Origin of the sequence: Deefgea chitinilytica (genome assembly GCF_016881405.1) — a bacterium.
GTDB lineage: Bacteria > Pseudomonadota > Gammaproteobacteria > Burkholderiales > Chitinibacteraceae > Deefgea > Deefgea chitinilytica.
Genome location: NZ_WOFE01000013.1, coordinates 26,052 through 43,144, shown reverse-complemented (window position 1 = coordinate 43,144; position 17,093 = coordinate 26,052). Strand labels below are relative to the sequence as shown.

The 17,093-nt window shown below is 48.3% G+C and carries 19 protein-coding genes; 12 read left to right on the top strand and 7 right to left on the bottom strand.

Annotated features, from left to right (window positions below; all coding sequences use genetic code 11):
- Nucleotides 1-230: magnesium chelatase domain-containing protein (locus GM173_RS15435; RefSeq protein ID WP_275412362.1), on the bottom strand; the 230-nt coding region annotated here is incomplete at its 3' end.
- Between the two features lie 57 nt (nt 231-287).
- Here GM173_RS15435 and GM173_RS15430 point away from each other — a divergent pair.
- The 4 genes from GM173_RS15430 to GM173_RS15415 are packed head-to-tail and all read left to right on the top strand — an operon-like array spanning nt 288 to nt 3,437.
- Complete coding sequence (locus GM173_RS15430) at nt 288-1,283, top strand: sensor histidine kinase (RefSeq protein ID WP_203572287.1); 996 nt, start codon at nt 288-290, stop codon at nt 1,281-1,283.
- Between the two features lie 2 nt (nt 1,284-1,285).
- On the top strand, nt 1,286-2,053 hold the full coding sequence (locus GM173_RS15425; RefSeq protein WP_203572286.1) for a LytR/AlgR family response regulator transcription factor: 768 nt from the start codon (nt 1,286-1,288) through the stop codon (nt 2,051-2,053).
- Nucleotides 2,046-2,453, top strand: coding sequence for a DUF2721 domain-containing protein (locus tag GM173_RS15420; RefSeq protein ID WP_203572285.1), 408 nt, complete (start codon nt 2,046-2,048; stop codon nt 2,451-2,453). Before GM173_RS15425 ends, GM173_RS15420 begins: the two co-directional genes overlap by 8 nt.
- A gap of 18 nt (nt 2,454-2,471) precedes the next feature.
- Nucleotides 2,472-3,437 carry a M14 family metallopeptidase gene (locus tag GM173_RS15415; protein ID WP_203572284.1) on the top strand — a complete coding sequence of 322 codons (966 nt, stop codon included), beginning with the start codon at nt 2,472-2,474 and terminating at the stop codon, nt 3,435-3,437.
- A 146-nt stretch (nt 3,438-3,583) separates the two neighbouring features.
- Here GM173_RS15415 and GM173_RS15410 read toward each other — a convergent pair whose 3' ends face one another.
- Entirely contained in the window at nt 3,584-4,084 is a 501-nt protein-coding gene (locus GM173_RS15410) for a phosphatase domain-containing putative toxin (protein ID WP_203572283.1), read from the bottom strand.
- 69 nt (nt 4,085-4,153) lie between these two features.
- Entirely contained in the window at nt 4,154-6,649 is a 2,496-nt protein-coding gene (locus GM173_RS15405; protein ID WP_203572282.1) for a bifunctional diguanylate cyclase/phosphodiesterase, read from the bottom strand.
- Nucleotides 6,650-6,899: 250 nt separating this feature from the next.
- Between GM173_RS15405 and parC the strand changes: the two genes are divergently transcribed.
- The 3 genes from parC (at nt 6,900) to GM173_RS15390 (ending at nt 10,148) form a co-directional block, all read left to right on the top strand.
- Nucleotides 6,900-9,263 (top strand): DNA topoisomerase IV subunit A, encoded by a 2,364-nt coding sequence (gene parC / locus GM173_RS15400; RefSeq protein WP_203572281.1) that lies wholly within the window; start codon nt 6,900-6,902, stop codon nt 9,261-9,263.
- Nucleotides 9,264-9,329: 66 nt separating this feature from the next.
- The gene (locus GM173_RS15395; protein WP_203572280.1) at nt 9,330-9,884 is read left to right on the top strand and encodes a M15 family metallopeptidase; all 555 of its coding nucleotides are present in this window, start codon (nt 9,330-9,332) and stop codon (nt 9,882-9,884) included.
- An 87-nt stretch (nt 9,885-9,971) separates the two neighbouring features.
- Nucleotides 9,972-10,148: a hypothetical protein gene (locus tag GM173_RS15390; RefSeq protein ID WP_203572279.1), complete on the top strand. Its 177-nt coding sequence runs from the start codon at nt 9,972-9,974 to the stop codon at nt 10,146-10,148.
- A gap of 41 nt (nt 10,149-10,189) precedes the next feature.
- Here GM173_RS15390 and GM173_RS15385 read toward each other — a convergent pair whose 3' ends face one another.
- The 3 genes from GM173_RS15385 to thiD all read right to left on the bottom strand — a co-directional run bounded on the left by GM173_RS15385 (nt 10,190) and on the right by thiD (nt 12,339).
- On the bottom strand, nt 10,190-10,690 hold the full coding sequence (locus GM173_RS15385) for a DUF1993 domain-containing protein (protein WP_203572278.1): 501 nt from the start codon (nt 10,688-10,690) through the stop codon (nt 10,190-10,192).
- 54 nt (nt 10,691-10,744) lie between these two features.
- Nucleotides 10,745-11,323 (bottom strand): chloramphenicol phosphotransferase CPT family protein, encoded by a 579-nt coding sequence (locus tag GM173_RS15380; protein ID WP_203572277.1) that lies wholly within the window; start codon nt 11,321-11,323, stop codon nt 10,745-10,747.
- 134 nt (nt 11,324-11,457) lie between these two features.
- Complete coding sequence (thiD, locus tag GM173_RS15375) at nt 11,458-12,339, bottom strand: bifunctional hydroxymethylpyrimidine kinase/phosphomethylpyrimidine kinase (protein WP_203572276.1); 882 nt, start codon at nt 12,337-12,339, stop codon at nt 11,458-11,460.
- A gap of 71 nt (nt 12,340-12,410) precedes the next feature.
- On the opposite strand from thiD, the gene GM173_RS15370 reads away from it, so the two are divergent.
- The 5 genes from GM173_RS15370 to GM173_RS15350 are packed head-to-tail and all read left to right on the top strand — an operon-like array spanning nt 12,411 to nt 14,786.
- Entirely contained in the window at nt 12,411-12,563 is a 153-nt protein-coding gene (locus GM173_RS15370) for a rubredoxin (RefSeq protein ID WP_444542503.1), read from the top strand.
- Between the two features lie 21 nt (nt 12,564-12,584).
- Nucleotides 12,585-13,463: a M48 family metallopeptidase gene (locus GM173_RS15365; protein ID WP_203572274.1), complete on the top strand. Its 879-nt coding sequence runs from the start codon at nt 12,585-12,587 to the stop codon at nt 13,461-13,463.
- Between the two features lie 20 nt (nt 13,464-13,483).
- Nucleotides 13,484-13,906, top strand: a complete 423-nt coding sequence (locus GM173_RS15360; protein ID WP_203572273.1) for a CopD family protein — start codon at nt 13,484-13,486, stop codon at nt 13,904-13,906.
- Nucleotides 13,907-13,917: 11 nt separating this feature from the next.
- Nucleotides 13,918-14,319 carry a DVU_2496 family lipoprotein gene (locus tag GM173_RS15355; protein ID WP_203572272.1) on the top strand — a complete coding sequence of 134 codons (402 nt, stop codon included), beginning with the start codon at nt 13,918-13,920 and terminating at the stop codon, nt 14,317-14,319.
- The gene (locus GM173_RS15350) at nt 14,319-14,786 is read left to right on the top strand and encodes a CYTH domain-containing protein (protein ID WP_203572271.1); all 468 of its coding nucleotides are present in this window, start codon (nt 14,319-14,321) and stop codon (nt 14,784-14,786) included. The genes GM173_RS15355 and GM173_RS15350 overlap by 1 nt, the downstream gene beginning before the upstream one ends.
- Nucleotides 14,787-15,279: 493 nt before the next feature.
- On the opposite strand, the gene GM173_RS15345 is transcribed toward GM173_RS15350, so the two are convergent.
- The gene (locus tag GM173_RS15345) at nt 15,280-17,034 is read right to left on the bottom strand and encodes a bifunctional metallophosphatase/5'-nucleotidase (protein WP_203572270.1); all 1,755 of its coding nucleotides are present in this window, start codon (nt 17,032-17,034) and stop codon (nt 15,280-15,282) included.
- Between the last annotated feature and the right edge of the window lie 59 nt (nt 17,035-17,093).

The following is a 17,093-nucleotide window of genomic DNA, read 5'->3' as shown; positions in this document are numbered from 1 at the left end:
CCTTTGGGTAAGTCGGCGGGCGCCAAATTGACGGTGATACGACGATTTGGAAATTCAAATCCCGCCACTTGTAAAGCCGCACGAACGCGCTCGCGCGATTCACGCACTTCGGTATCAGCCAAACCGACTAGACTGAAAGCAGGCAAGCCATTGGCTAGATGCACTTCTACTGTAACCGATTGGGCGCATAATCCATCTAGCGCCCTTGAATACAAAACGGCAAGCGACATAGTTTATTTCACGGTGCTATGCTAATTCATACAGTGTAAGCAGGAAATCAGAATTAAATGGAACAATCGACATCATCCATGCCTAATTTTCGCAATCTAGGGGTATTGTTGCGTGCCTTGGTGCTGATTCATTTGGGCGTGTTGATTTATGTATTGGTGACCATTAATCATTGGAGCGAATGGAGTAGCAAACTCACTGAGGCCAGCCTTTGGGTGGAGCCGATCCTATTGCTTTCCTTGGCTGGTCTGGCGTTTTTTAGTCCGCCTTTGCAGCGACTTAGTTATCGTCATGCCGTTGCGGCCGTGTTGATTTGGGTGCTGCTGGTATCGTGGTTTTTATCGGCCTTCTTCGAAACGATTTTGCCGACGGAACAAAAAACCATGCCATTCCGTTTTGAGCTGGTCTCAATGAGTGTGGCACTTTTGCTACTGCTGCATTATCAATTATGGATACGAGCCTTATCGCCCAGATTAGCCGAAGCTCGGCTAGTGGCATTGCAGGCGAGAATTCGACCACATTTTTTCTTTAATAGTTTGAATGCAGTGCTATCTTTAATACGCAGCCAACCGAAGCTAGCAGAAAAATTACTGGAAAATTTATCTGATTTATTCCGGGTGGCGATGGGGACCGAGACAGGGCTTTCCACAATGGCGCGCGAAGTCGAATTAGCGCAAGGTTATTTGGAAATTGAAAAAGTACGTTTAGGCGAGCGGCTACAGGTGGAATGGCATATTGATAAAATGCCTAAACAAGCGTCTATTCCACCATTGATTTTGCAGCCTTTACTCGAAAACGCGATTTACCATGGTATTGAGCCGAATATCGAGCCCGGCATTATTCAATTAAATGTATTTCGAGTCCGCGATGAAGTGCATATCGATATTCGAAATCCTTTGTTAAACCACATACCGCTCAGGCGGGGTAATGGCATGGCGCTAGACAATGTACGCGAACGTTTACTGCTTTATTATGATGCTGAAGCGAATGTCAGCATAAACTCAGGAAACGACTATTATCAAATACATATCACGCTACCCTATCGGGAGCTTTAACAATGAATACTGCGTTACGACTCTTTCTCGTTGATGATGAACTGCCTGCTCTGAATCGTCTGCAAGACATTTTGAGTGATTGCGCGCAAGAGTGCCCCAATCAAGTCATCGGTACCGCCACCAATGGCATGAGCGCCTTACCGCAAATTGCTGAGCACGATATTGATGTGGTGATTTTGGATATCCAAATGCCACAAATGAGCGGTATTGAAATCGCCAAAAAATTGATGAAGTTGGCAAAACCACCAGCCGTGATTTTCGCTACTGCATTTGAAGATTACGGCGTGGCCGCTTTTGATGTGCAAGCGGTTGATTATTTGCTCAAGCCAATACGCCAAGATCGTTTGCTCACCGCCTTAAAACGCGTTTTAGAGCTGCGTAAACCCACTAGCACCACAGAGACTCCACGGAACGAAGGCATGCGTAGTCACTTTAGCGTCACCGAACGCGGTCGTATTCATTTGATTCCCACTAGCGAAGCACGTTTTTTGAAAGCCGAGCAAAAATACATCACGCTGCGTACTCGCGATCGTGAGTATTTGCTAGAAGATTCGCTGACCAAACTTGAAGATGAATTTGGATCAAAGTTTGTGCGTATTCACCGCAATTGTTTGGTGTCTCGCGATAATATTGCAGGGTTCGAGCGCGAAGTTCAAGACGGCGGCGAAGCGCATTGGGTCGTCGTGTTGCGCGATGTGCCAGAGCGCTTGCCGGTCAGCCGTCGGCAGCAACACATCATCAAAGAATTCAAAAAAGGTCATGATGGATAATTTTAGTATTACCACCCCGTCGCTGCTTTTTCCTGCTATCTCCTTGCTGATGCTCGCCTACACCAATCGCTTTTTGGCGATTTCTAGCATTATTCGCCAGTTGTACGAGCATCACAGCAATAATCCTCATGAAAATATCTTGCGCCAACTTGGCAATCTTCGGCAACGTGTGTGGCTGATCCGCTATATGCAGGCATTTGGCATCAGCAGCTTGCTGCTGTGTATTGTGTCGATGATTTTGATTTCAATGAGCATGACCGATTACGCACAAGGATTGTTTGTCGCTAGCCTGGTTCTGATGACGGGCTCTTTGATTTTATGTCTGCTGGAAGTGATGGTCTCTGATTCCGCACTGAAAATTCTGTTGTCCGATATCGAAAAAGATCTCAAAAAGCCTTAAACCTCGTTGGGTGAATCTATGTCCAATCCAGTCAATGCCTATCCCATCGGTACGCTCGGTATCGCTTGGGGTGAGGTCGAGCGCGCCGCTTGGCTCGCGCAGCAAGTCGTTCAGCGCAGCTATCTCGCCGAAGTCGTCACGCCGCTGACGGTTATGCTGTTACATCGTGATTCGGGCTTGGCCGATGTGGCAGAGCTCGTTGAATACGGTGTCTTGGATTATCAGGCCCAAGGCTTCGCAAAATATCCCTTATATGCGGTGCGCAGCCGAAATTGGCAGCAAGAGCATCCGACCGTTTTAGTTACCGGCGGCGTGCACGGCTATGAAACTAGCGGTGTACAAGGCGCACTGCAATTTATCGCGCAATACTTTAGCCATTACAGCGCGCACGTTAATTTATTGGTTTTACCGTGCATTAGCCCGTGGGGCTATGAGACCGTCAATCGTTGGAATCCTGCTGCAATTGATCCAAATCGCTCATTTGTTGCGGCGAGTGCTTCTGCTGAAGCTGCCGCCGCAATGGACGTGGTGCAGTCGCATACAAGCAATCTGTTGGTACACATTGACCTGCACGAAACCACCGATACCGACAACAGCGAATTTGGCCCCGCCAAAGCCGCCCGTGATGGCGTGGCGTTTGAATATCACGATATTCCAGATGGTTTTTATTTGGTCGGCGACAGCGAAAACCCAGCGCCAGATTTTCAACGTGCGCTGATCGCTGCCGTTAGCCAAGTTACTCATATTGCCGAAGCCGACGCAGACGGTTGCCTGATTGGTGCGCCACTCGAGCAATGTGGTGTGATTAACTACGCTAAAAAAGCACTTGGCTTGTGCGGCGGCATGACTGAGGCGCGTTTTGTTACCACCACTGAAGTCTACCCCGACAGCCCGAGTGCAAGCCCCGCGCAATGCAATCAAGCGCAAGTTGTTACGATCTGCAAGGCGATTGAATTTGCACTACAACATTCCATCAGCAAATAAAGATCGCCCCTTATTGATTAAAAAGGTTGATGTATTGCCTTCTAGCTATTTAAAAACAATGCTTATAAGGCAATACTGGCAAAATTAATAGAAATAGGTGCTGAATCAGCTATGAAGAAAACTGCAAATTTGCTACAAGTCAGCTCTTAAACGCGAGCGGCGGCCGCACTAATGAATGCCAAATGTGCGGGAATTTGCAAAGATTTGGGGCGGATTTCTTGGATTTGCTCGATAACATTGATCAGTGGCACTCCGCGATGAATCAAGAGCATCGCCACCATTAAACCTGTGCGGCCAGAGCCGCCTTTGCAATGCACCGCGATCGTTCCTCCATCGGCCAAAATTTGCAATACTGTTGCTGCGTGAGCCGTCCACGCTGCGGCAAATTGTTCGGCAGGGGCTGCATCATCTTCGATGGGGAAGTGAAACCAAGCCAAATCATATTGCTGGCAAATATCGGGCAATGAGGCTGCGTGGTTACTTTGCAATTCCGGCGTCGGCATCAACGTCACAATTGCATTTGCACCAGCAGATTTTAATTGAGCGACTGAGCTTACCAAATCTGCTGTTTTGCTGCCGGGGCAAGGGGTAAATAAAATTTGCCCGCCCTCAGGCAAATCCAGTGTATCAAACGGATGCAAATTCATAGCCGAGCTCATCTGGAGAAAATAAATGACAATTTTACGACCGAGAAATTACAGAAATATGGCAATTATTCATTCTGGCCATGATTCAAGCGGCGCAGGGCGGCCGAAGAAATAGCCCTGCACACGCTGACAACCTAATTCACGTAAGCGATTGGCTTGCAATTCTGTTTCGACGCCTTCTCCGACGAGCAGCACTTTAAAACCCGAGGCCATACTAATAATCGCAGAGACAATCGCCTCGTCTTGGATGTTTTCCAGCATTCTGGCAATGAATGATTGATCAATTTTGAGATAATCAAAATCAAATTGGTGCAAATACGCCAGCGATGAATAACCAGTGCCAAAATCATCAATCGCAATACTCACCCCCAATTGACGCACTCGTTTTATTAAACTAGCGACAACCTCACTTTGCGTGACTAAACACGATTCGGTAATTTCAAGCGTTAGATTATGGGGTGGCAAACCGGTTTCTTGCAGAATTTGTACCAGTTGCTCATAAAAGTCAGATTGAATCATTTGTCGAACTGACACATTGACATGCACATCAAAGTCAGAGCGCCAACCTGCTTTGAGCTTATTGGCAATTTGCTGGCACGATTCGCGTAATACCCAGTTACCGATTTGCAAAATTAAACCGGAATCTTCTGCGGCAGGAATAAACACGCCTGGAGAAATCATTCCGCGTGGGCTTTGCCAACGAATCAACGCTTCAGCACCTATTGTTTCTCCCGTTTGCAAATCAATCACGGGCTGGAAATAAACGCGGAATTCTTGCCGTTCAATAGCCAATTTCAACTCATTAGTAATACGCGTTTTAGCAATCGACTGCTCAATCATGCTGACTTCAAACAGGGCATACGAGCCAAAACCTTTGGCTTTGGCTTTGCCGAGTGCAACACTGGCATTACGCAGCCAATCGTTGAGTTCGGCGCGTTTAAATTGACCATATACTAGACCAATCGAAGCGGTCACAACCACTTCATCAGCAGACTCTGCCGCTTTGAATGCTTCTGAAAAATAGGCTAAATAGCGCAGCGTGGTAAAAATTGCTTCATCATGGTTTTTGACGGCAGGAATTAATATCGTAAATTCGGCCCCAGCTGTGCGCGCCAGTAGGGCATCAGCAGGGATGTTTTCGCGCAAACGGTTGGCAATCGATTTTAATAAGGCGTCGCCCAAGGTATGACCAACGCTATCATTAATTGCTCGGTAACCATCCAAACCAATCAGGAGTAATAGCTGATGTTGTGCCGGTGAAAAGCCCCACTCATTCACAGCCACGGCCAAGCCATTCCGATTCATTAGGCCTGTCATGCTGTCAAAGCGAATCTGCCGATTCATTTGCTCAAATGACAGCGCTAATTTCGCTGCCATATCATTAAAGGTGCTTGTTAATAACGCTGTTTCGCGTAACTGAACTTTGGGCATCGGTAATGCTTGCCAATCAGCATGGCCTAATTTTTCGGCGGCTTTGGCTGCCAACAGAATTGGGCGAGTTATGCGCGAAAGAATAATCCAACCCAGCACAGCAATAACAGCACCAATTAACAGTATCAAGCCCATGGTGATCTTTTGCTCTTGCCGCAAATTACCAACTAAATCTGTTTCTGGCGTCACAATCACAATACGCCAGTGAAGATCATGATGATGATTCAGTGGCATCGACTTGAGAAACATCGCTTCGCCATTGAAGGAAAAACGAACTTTTCTATCGGTTTCATTAGCTAATTGTGCACTGGCGGCCTGAATCAGTGGATGCGTACTTTCGCTGGCTAACTTGCGCAGCCCAGTCGTAGCGGAAAAGATATTTTCATCATAAGAATTTGCTACTAAGCGTTGGGCTTGGTCGATGATAAAAATCACACCATGCCCGAGTGTCGCTTGGTCTTTTAAAAATTGATTAAATAAATCAACTCGAATATCACTGACGACGACGCCAATTAAATCATTCGCCGATGTATAAACCGGCTCGGAATAAGACAAATTGATTAAACGACGATTCGTTGGATTGGAGTATAAATCTGACCATCTTGATTGATTGGATTCGACGACAGGTTGATACCAAGGGCGCTGGCGTGGATCAAATAAAGCATTAATTCGCAGCGCTTGGCTGATCGAGATGCCAGGAAACACATGTAATTTATCCTGTGTTCTTTGATCTTTGACTAATAGTTGAGTGGTATTGCCATCGCGAGACAGGCCAATAAAAGCACCGTGTTGATTACCAAAACCAATAAAACTTAAAGCAGGCTGGGCGGCAAAGGTTTTGCGATATGTATTAATCAGTATGGGCTCAAGTTCTGCTAAATGATCGGTCGGATTTAGCCTTTGTGTTTCGATGTGACTCACAATCACTTTGTTGACGAGTTCTGGAACCGACAAAAATTGCGTTAGGCGAAAGTGAATATCATGAGCCTGCGCGGCCATGATTTTATTGCTTAGATTAAGCAATACCGTTTCTTCGTTGCGAAATTGGATCCAGCTGCTAAACAGTAAGGCGAGCATCAAAAGGCTAGCAAACGCAGCACTGACAGCAAAACGCAAAGAAATTCTAGTAATCAATTGAAGCTCGAAATCGAAACAAGGAGGCGATCTAAACTATAGCAGTATTGGCTAGGCTCTGTTGACGTTTGCTTTGCTTACTATGCTGCTCTGCGGTATAGCAGACACACCGCGCGCGTTAAACCGAATCTTAAAGCCGCAATCTTGCTAGATGGCAGATTCATATATCGACTTGATTGTCGTTAGCGCTTTGAACCTAAGCGTACACGCGGCTAGAATACAGGCCTAGATTCACTTTGGCCTTTGACCCATGTCTGATGATTTGCTCGATCCAGTAGAAACGCCTGAACTGATAGCGCCTAGCCCAAGTGGCCCAAGCCGATTTATTGAAACACAAGTCTCTGCTGTGCCCGATGATGGCGAATCGGTGCAGCTCGGTTTGTATGCCGAGAAAAGCTATCTTGAGTACGCAATGAGCGTAGTCAAAAGCCGCGCTTTGCCGCAAGTTGAAGATGGGCAAAAGCCGGTACAGCGGCGAATTTTATACGCGATGCATGAACTAGGTCTTAGCTCAACGGCCAAGCCGATGAAATCGGCGCGGATTGTCGGTGATGTACTAGGTAAATACCATCCGCACGGTGACCAATCGGCTTACGATGCTCTGGTGCGGATTGCGCAAGATTTCTCGCTACGCTATCCATTGATCGACGGTCACGGCAACTTTGGTTCGCGCGACGGTGACGGCGCGGCGGCTTATCGCTACACCGAGGCACGTTTAACGCCGGTGGCTGATTTGCTGCTCAGCGAACTTGATCAAGGTACCACCGACTTCACACCCAACTACGATGGCGCATTTGAAGAGCCAGTCTTGTTACCGGCACGCTTGCCGATGTTGCTATTGAATGGCGCGTCGGGAATTGCGGTGGGGATGGCGACCGAAATGCCGTCGCATAATTTGGGCGAAGTTGCAGACGCTAGTATCGCGCTGATTCGTAATCCGAAACTCTCTACCGCTGAATTACTCACTTACATCCAAGGCCCAGACTTACCGGGTGGTGGGCAAATTATTTCTTCGCACAAGGACATCGCTGCGGCATATGAAAATGGTCGTGGTAGCTTGAAAGTGCGTGCTCGCTGGGAAAAAGAAGACCTAGCACGGGGTCAATGGCAAATGATCGTGACCGAATTGCCGCAAGGGACTTCAAGCCAAAAAGTACTCGAAGAAATCGAAGAACTGACCAACCCGAAAGTAAAGAAGGGCAAAAAAGCGCTGACCCAAGATCAAGTGCAAACCAAGCAATTGATTCTCAGCGTACTGGATCGGGTGCGTGATGAGTCCGGTAAAGAGCAATCGGTTCGTTTGGTGTTTGAGCCTAAATCATCACGGCAGAATCCGGATGACTTGATGAATCTGTTGCTGGCGCACACCAGCTTAGAGAGTAGCCTCTCCATCAATCTGGTCACGATTGGTCGTGATGGCCGTCCGGGGCAAAAAACGCTGCGCGATTTGATTATCGAGTGGATTGATTTCCGCTTTGTTACCGTCACGCGTCGCTGTCAGCATCGCTTAGGGCAAGTCGATGACCGTATCCATATTTTGGAAGGCCGCTTAATGGTCTTGCTCAATATTGACGAAGTCATCCGCATTATTCGCAATGCCGACGAGCCTAAAGTTGATCTAATGGCGGCATTTCATTTGTCTGAGCGCCAAGCGGAAGACATTTTAGAGATTCGCCTGCGCCAATTAGCGCGTCTTGAAGGCATCAAGATTGAGCAAGAATTGAGCAATTTGCGCAATGAAAAAGCTGAGCTCGAAAACTTGCTCGCCAATCCAAGTGCAATGCAAAAACAAATCATCAAAGAAATCGAAGCAGACAAAAAGAAATACGCCGACCCACGCCGTACCTTAATCGAACAAGCTGAGCGTGCAGTGGCGGAAATCGCTGTCGTTGACGAGCCAGTGACGATTATTTTGTCGGAAAAAGGCTGGTTGCGAGCTCGCCAAGGACACGGCCTTGATTTGCAAAATCTGACATTTAAAGACGGCGATAGCCAGCTCTCGGCGATTGAATGTCGTACAGTTGATCAAATTGCGTTGTTTGGTAGCGATGGTCGGGTGTATTCGATTCAAGCCTCTGTTGTGCCGGGCGGTCGTGGCGATGGCGTGCCCGTAACGACCTTGGTAGATCTAGTGCCCAAAACACGCATTACACAAATGCTGGCGGCCAAACTCGGTGAATGGCTGGTGATTGCCAATTCAAGTGGCTACGGCTTTAGCTGCCAATTTGATAATCTGCTCAGTCGCCAAAAAGCTGGCAAAGCGTTCTTGACGCTGGAAGAGGGTGAAACGCTGTTACGCGTGACTACATTTGTTCCACGTGAAACATCGATCGTGGCCTGCCTCTCTAAAGCCGGCAAACTGCATTTGTTCCCGTACAGTGAATTTAAGCAACTCACCGGCGGTGGTCGTGGCGTGATTACGATGGCATTAGATGACAAGGATCAGCTCAATGCGATTACGATTTCCGATGGGATTACGCTGACGATTAATGTTGTCAATCGTGGTAAAGCGGCCGAGTGGGTACTGAACGAAAACGAAATGGCGCCGTACATCGGTAAACGCGCTCGCAAAGGCAAACCGATCAGCAGCGCATTTAAGTTTCCTGGATTTTAATGAGTGAGGCGAAAGGCGTTAGGAGTGAGGTGTAGAACCACTTCACTTCCATCAATAAGGTCAGTGATGAATTTACCCCCGCATTTACAAACCCTCTGGCAGCAACTCGGCATTGAGCCCGAAGTCTTGCAACATAAAGCTTTGTGCGTGTTTGATGAGGCGACCGAGCTGGTCAACGTCGAAACCGCCATCGATGGCCGCATATGGCAACTTACCCCAGCAGCTGCGCAAGCATGGTGGTCGATGCAAGCGGCCGCCTTGCATGATGGAATTGATTTAAAAATTGCCTCGGCGTATCGCGCCAGCTCACGGCAAGTTGAGCTGATTCAAAAGAAGCTCGACGCAGGAATTGGCATTGACGACATTTTGCAAGTGCTCGCACCACCGGGCTGCAGCGAACATCATACGGGTCGGGCGGTGGATATTTTCACGCCGGGTGGCCCCGTCGTTACCGAAGAATTTGAAACAACGGCCGCATTTGCTTGGCTAAGCGAACATGCAGGCGAATTTGGCTTTACGCTGTCTTTCCCGCGCAACAATCCCTATGGCTATGTGTATGAGCCATGGCACTGGTGTTTCCATCCGGCTGACGCAGCGCAGCATCTAGGGGATAGACGGTAGTTCAGATTAGGTAAATTGGTACGATATTGTGATTAAGCGCCTCGAAGAACGAGCTTTCCCCGTCCACGCGCTAAAGCGATAAAGATCATGACCTACGCTATTCACCCTGTGTGGAGTACCACCAACCAGCCGCAATCGATGCGCTATGGCCTGTATAAAGTCAGTGCCGATGGCGAACAAGAAATTGCGCAAGCGGCGCGCTTAGAGTCAGTTGAAGCCTTGCGCCAGCACTTGCTCCATCCACACCGAAATACGACAAAATAAAAGAGCACGAACTCGTGCTCTTTTTCCTGAATAATGTTGATTTACATTTCGCCGATATAATCGCTCTTACCGACATCAACCCCGTTATGGCGCAAAATTGCGTAGGCTGTGCTGAGGTGGAAATAGAGATTGGGCTGCACAAATGACAGCAGATAAAACTCTGCGCTCATCGGCTTATCTGGCATAAATGGCAGCGTAATGGTTCTTTTCTCCGCATCGACAAAAGCCGCTTGCGGTAGCGATTCTACAAAACGCAGTGTCGCGGCAATTCGCGCCTGCAGTTCGGCAAAACTATTTTCACTGTCATCGTGTTTTGGTGCTTGCGTTCCTGACAATCGTGCCACCGCGAATTTTGCGTTGTCACAAACGATTTGCACTTGTTTTACCAAGCTAAACATATCAGGCGCAAGGCGTAAACCGAGCATGGTTTCATCGCTAACTTTTTTCGCTGCAGCGTATTCAGCGGCTTTATCCAGAATATGAGCAAGCTGTTTAAGCGCGCGCGTGTAAACCGGTACGGTGAGCTGATAGTAATCGAACATGGCATTTCCTTACGGTGAGGACGAGGGGAGCACGAACCTTAATAGCATTGTTCTTTAACTATAAATATTCAAGTGCTCTAAGGTTTCAATTGCACCACGCCAAGATGGCTGACTAAGTATTTGCTCGTAAAGCTTGTTAGCCAATGCTTGCGGCTTGATACCTGCCGTATTTACTTCAATATCGTAAGTCATATCTTGATGGACAATCGGTGCTTGCCACGCGACTAAACCAATTGCCCGATCGCCACGTGCTTGCTCCCGTGCCTGCGCGATCTCAAGATCACATTGAACACCAATCAGTGCGACCGAATAACCCGCTAGTTCTGTGAGTAGTTCGCGTTTTTCATGGCGCTCACACCAGGCATTGTCGATCAATAAATGGCAACCGGCCTGCAATAAAGCGGGCAAGCAGTAGTGATAACCACGCACCAAACTCGGCCAATCGTAACCTGCGCGGCTTATCGTTTGCCCTTGTTTCATCAGCTGCAAATCACTGTCTGGTAACGCATACAAAATGCTATCAATGCTGAAATTAAGATATTGCTGTGGCAACAATTCTTGCAGTGCCTTGGCAATGCTGGTTTTTCCTGAACTACTGGTGCCGTTCAAGATAATTACTTGGGGAAGAGACATCAGATTCCTATGTGTTTCACGTGAAACAGAGGGAAACAAATGGCTCACGAAAAACACGAACAAGGGTAAATCACAAACTATTTATATTAATTTGGGCTTTACTTTCGTGCCTTTCGTGGGCTCATGCTTTTAAATTACTGCACCGATTTTGGCGGTTCAAATTCAGCGTTGGCGGCGGCTTCGGCAATTTCAGCGGCGATTTCTTCATCAGAACTGCGCGCCCAGAACATGCGGTCAGGAATAAACTGCCCCATGCCAGGACGAAACGCTTTTGATAGTGCTTGCCAAGTGTAATCTTGTGCGTCACGTACTGCATCGGCAATCTCAATACGATTAGCCAGAGCGCCAGCAATCGCCGACGCCAGCGTAGCGCCTGCGCCATGATAGCTACCGGGCAGACGCTCCCATTGATCGGTTCGCACTCGTCCTAGGCGGCTATAGAGCGTGTTCACGACCTTTGGCGTTTTTTCGTGCGTCCCGGCAATCAATACATATTCGCAGCCACACTCTAAAATGCGTTGTGCAGCGGCATCAAGTGGGATTTCTTCTTGTTCATCGGGATCATCCGATGCGAGTAAGCGGGCTTCAGTATGATTGGGCGTTACCAGTAAAGTATGCGGCAAGAGTAATTCGCGCATCGCCGCGATCAATTCTTCATTCGATAATTCTTCGCCGCGCCCCATACTGAACACGGGTTCTAAAATCAGTGGAATATCTGGATAGTCCGAAGCAATTTCAGCAATGACAGCTAGATTTTCAACGCTGCCGACCATGCCAACTTTAATCGCATCAATTCTGATGTCTTCTAAGATAAAGCGCGCTTGTTCATCAACAATCTCGGCATCGATGGCATGAAATTCTTGTACGCCAGCGCTATCTTGCACGGTCATCGCCGTCACAATCGGCAGCGTGTGGCATCCTAGCGAGGCTAGGGTCAAGACATCGGCCATTAAACCCGCGCCGCCCGAAGGATCATTGGCGGCAAAAACCAGCACGGTGGGTGGAGTTGGATTCATATGCGCAGAGTGGTTCGTGTAAAATTAGAATTCTAAACCACTCTGAGCGACTTATCCCGATGAAAAAATATATGTGCCTAATCTGTGCGTTTATTTATGACGAAGCCGAAGGGCGTCCTGAAGACGGTATCGCTGCCGGCACCAAATGGGAAGACGTGCCGATGAACTGGACCTGCCCCGATTGCGGTGCGCGTAAAGAAGATTTTGAAATGGTGCAAATTTAAGCTCACCCTAAAGGAATCACGATGAAACGTTTGTTATTAAGTGCATTGCTGGCCACGCTGCTCGCTGCTTGCCAGCAGGTGAATACCACCAGCGGCGGCGCGGTTGGCGCTAATCGCAAGCAAAGTATGTTGTTATCAAGCGCGCAAGTGGATCAAATGGCCGCTGCTAGCTATGCCGATACCATCAAGAAAGCCAATCAACAAGGTAAATTGCTCCCTGATACTGATCCAACGGTGCGCCGTGTTCGCGCAATCTCTGATCGACTCATCCCGCAAACTGTTGTTTTTCGCCCTGATGCGGCGCAATGGAAGTGGGAAGTTAACGTAGAGAAAAGCCCCGAGCTCAACGCCTACTGCATGCCGGGCGGCAAAATCATGTTTTACACTGGCATTATTGAGCGGCTTAAACTCACTGATGATGAAATCGCGCAAATCATGGGCCACGAAATCGCCCACGCGCTGCGCGAACATGGGCGTGAACGGATGAGCTCCGAGTACGGCAAAGCGATTGCGATGCAAGGCGGCATGCAATTGCTGTCGATTGCTACTGGTGGCAAATACGATGCGTATCAAGACTTAGCCGGTGGCGGGCTCAATGCCTTGGTTGATGTGACTTACTCGCTGCCTAATAGCCGCACGCATGAATCCGAAGCCGATTTAATTGGCCTGGAGCTCGCCGCACGCGCAGGTTACAACCCAAATGCCGCCGTGAGTTTATGGCAAAAAATGGCAGCCCAAGGTGGTGGTAGTGGACCTGAATTTATGTCGACCCACCCATCGAGCAATACCCGAATTGCCGAATTGCAAGCTAAAGTGCCGGTGGTGATGCCACTCTACGAGGCCGCCAAAGTGAAAGCTACGGTGAGCACGCCTCCGAAAAAAACCACTAAAGCCAAGTAAATTTTTGCAAAGGAAGCACTATGTTGTGGATTAAATCCTTGCATCTGATTTTTGTGATTAGCTGGTTTGCCGGCTTGTTTTATCTGCCGCGTTTGTTTGTCAATTTGGCGATGGCAACAGAACCTGCTGAATTAGCACGGCTCAATTTAATGGCACATAAGTTGTATCGATTTATGACACCGATTGGTGTATTGGCGCTGATTTTTGGGGTGTGGACGTGGAGCTACTATGCGTTTTACCTGGGTGAAGGCTGGCGCTGGATGCATGTTAAACTCGGTTTAGTAGCTTCATTAATTGTTTACCATGCTTGGTGCCGACAAATCGTGCGTGATTTTGCTGCCGGTAAAAACACCCGCAGCCATGTGTGGTATCGCTTTTTTAATGAACTCCCCGTGCTTGTTTTATTTGCCACCGTCGTATTGGTGATTGTGAAACCTTTTTAAATGGTCAAAAAATGAAAGCCTTGCTCCCTGTTTTATTGATTGCTTTACTCAGCGCCTGTGGCGAATCATCAAGTACCGCCGCAGGGAGCAAGCAATGTGGCGTTTACGCCATTGGCCCCAACCAGATTAAAGAAATCCTCAAAAGCCAACAAGCCGAGCCTGCACCGGGCCGCACCGCCAAGGACAAACTACCAGCCGACTTTCCGCCAGAGCTACTCGACCCGCAAGGCTATTACCGTGGCATGGCGGTGTATTGCACCGTGGAAGACGCTCGCAAAGCCTTGGTCGATCAAAAGCATAGTGATTGGGGTATCTATGAACTGAGCAGCGATTGGAAAAGCAATGTGTATTTAGCCGACGATGGCGCGAACCATCTACGTGAAAATGCCACCATCAAGCAGGCGGTTGAATAATGGCAGTGGAAATTGAACGCAAATTTCTCGTTGCCAGCGAGGCGTGGCGCGAGCAAGTCAGCCAGAGCACACGCATTGCGCAAGGCTATTTGTGCACCGACCCAGAGCGCACCGTACGCGTTCGTACCAAAGGCAAAGCAGCATTTTTAACGGTCAAAGGTAAAAACGCCGGCATCAGCCGCGCTGAGTTTGAATACGCGATTCCTGTTGAAGATGCCTTGGCGATGCTGCAACTCTGTCCAAATGTGTTGGATAAAACCCGCCATCTGGTTGACATCGATGGTCACACTTTTGAGATCGACGAATTTCACGGCGCGAATGCAGGGCTCATCGTCGCTGAATTAGAGCTAAGCAGCGAAGAGGCAACTTATCCACAGCCTGCATGGCTGGGTGCGGAAGTCTCTGGCGACGCTCGTTATTACAACAGCGCCTTGTCGGAAAATCCGTTTAGTGAATGGAAACAATAAGTGATTTTCCACGACTGGAAACCCAGCGTTTAGTTCTACGCGAAATCGTCGCCGCAGATGCTGCGGCGATTTTTTTATGCAGAGCGACGCAAATGTCATGCGCTATTTTGGCACTGACCCGATGAACAAACTCTGTGCTGTTTGGTGTATTAAAGCGGGAGTTTGCGGACTAATTAGCTATACACGTTAATAGTTGACTCAAGAAGAGGGCAATTGGTGATGAAACCTAAGTGCGCGCATCCAATTTAAAGTAGAGGCTTAGTGATTAGCATAGTGTGATCGTAGGCAAATGCTGCTTTCATCGTGTTTTCAGACACTCTGCGTCATTCCGCATCCATTGCTTGCACAAGCATATTTATACTCACAATTAAATTTCAATGTATATTCTCAAACGCCTTGTTAATCAAAGGCTGTACATAAATACACCCCGATCTAAATTGATCGGGGTGTTTGAGGTTTAGATGCTCTGATTTAGCGCATGGTTAAACCGGGATTACTTGATTTTCACTACGCGATTTAATGTGGGTACCGCCAGATTGGCATTGGCTTTGATGTAGGCTTCCAACGCATCGACGTCTTGTGCGCCACCGAGGATGTTCGTTCCCTTGGTCAACACGGTGAATAAATCGCCGCCCGAGGCCAAATAGTTATTCATCGTCACGCGATAATTCATCACGCTCGATAGCGCTACACCATTGAGTTTGATATTGGCGGTGTCGACTTTTTGCCCCGCGGGCAGCGTTGAATCCCAGCTATAGCTAAAGCCATTAGATACTAACAAGATTCGATTGGATGGCTGATTATTGGTGTAGCCAACAAATTGCTGCTCGAGTAACTCTTTGATTTGCGCGCCGGTGAGCATCATCGACACCAAGGTATTGCCAAATGGTTGTGTGGTGAATAATTGACCATAAGTCACTTGTCCTGCCACTGGAATTAAATCGGCGCGAACGCCACCCGGATTCATAAACGCAATTTGCGCAGCACCGACTGTAGCGCCCGAGGTGGCCGCTAGTTGTGCATCAGCAATTACATTGCCGAGCGTGCTTTCACCTGCTGGATTGGTGGCTTTGAGTAAACTGCCAGCTAATGTTCCAACGACGCGATTTTCGAGTGGTTTTACGAGAGCGTCGTATTTGCTGATAATCGCTGTTTGCGCGCTATCTTTGGCTACATCGTTGCTAACGACGATGTTTTTCGCCGAAGATTTAATCACATCGCGGGTTTGTGGATCTAATGTCAGGTCGATTTCTGAAATCATTCGGCCATATTGATTCGCGCTAGTGACGAGTTTGCCGTTGATTTGGCAGTTATAAGCTTGGTGTGTGTGGCCAGAAACGACGGCATCGACTGCGGTATCGAGACGTTTGACAATATCAACAATCTCACCCGAGACGCCTTTGCATTCATTCAAGTTACCGAGTTGGGTACCGCCTTCGTGCACGATGACGATGATGGATTCGATGCCTTGTGCTTTCAGTTTCGGAACCAAAGCATTGACGGTGTCGGCTTCATCTTTAAACGTCAGCCCCGCAACGCCAGCTGGTGTGACAATCGCTGGGGTGTTTTTCAAGGTCATCCCGATAAATGCGACCTTCACACCGCCAAATTCTTTGATGTGATATTCAGGGAAAATGGTTTTGCCGGTTTTGTTATCAACGACGTTGGCGGCTAAGAATTTGAACTTCGCGCCACCAAAAGTCGTTCCTGCTTTGCAACCATCCGTTGGATGGCAGCCACCGTTTTGCATTCGCATTAGCTCGGTGCTGCCTTCATCAAATTCATGATTACCAACGGCATTGAGTTCCAAGCCCATTTCATTCATCGCTTCAATCGTTGGCTCATCGTGAAACAGCGCCGATAGCAGGGGGCTGGCACCAATCAAATCACCCGCCGAGACCACGATATGGTTGGGGTTTTTGGCTTTGAGTGTTTTGAGCCATGTTGCTAGATATTCACTGCCACCCGCGGCGACTTTGATGGTTTTGGTCGTGTCAGCAGGGTCGGGGATGGTGACGCTACCGCCAGATTTGAGGTTGCCGTGAAAGTCATTTATTGCCAACAATTTAATATCAATTGGTGTGTTGTTAACGACTGGAGCGGGGGTTGTGGTTGATGGTTTGCTAGTGGGTACGGCATCCGGTTTAGAAGGCGCAACCGGTACGCTGACTGTGGAAAATCCTCCTCCACACGCAGCCAGAAGCAATGGGGTTGCACAAATTGCCAATAAAGAAGTATGCCCTTTCATTGTAATCACCTCGCATAAAGTGAGGCGAGCTTAGTCTTGCAATCTTGCAACACAGATAC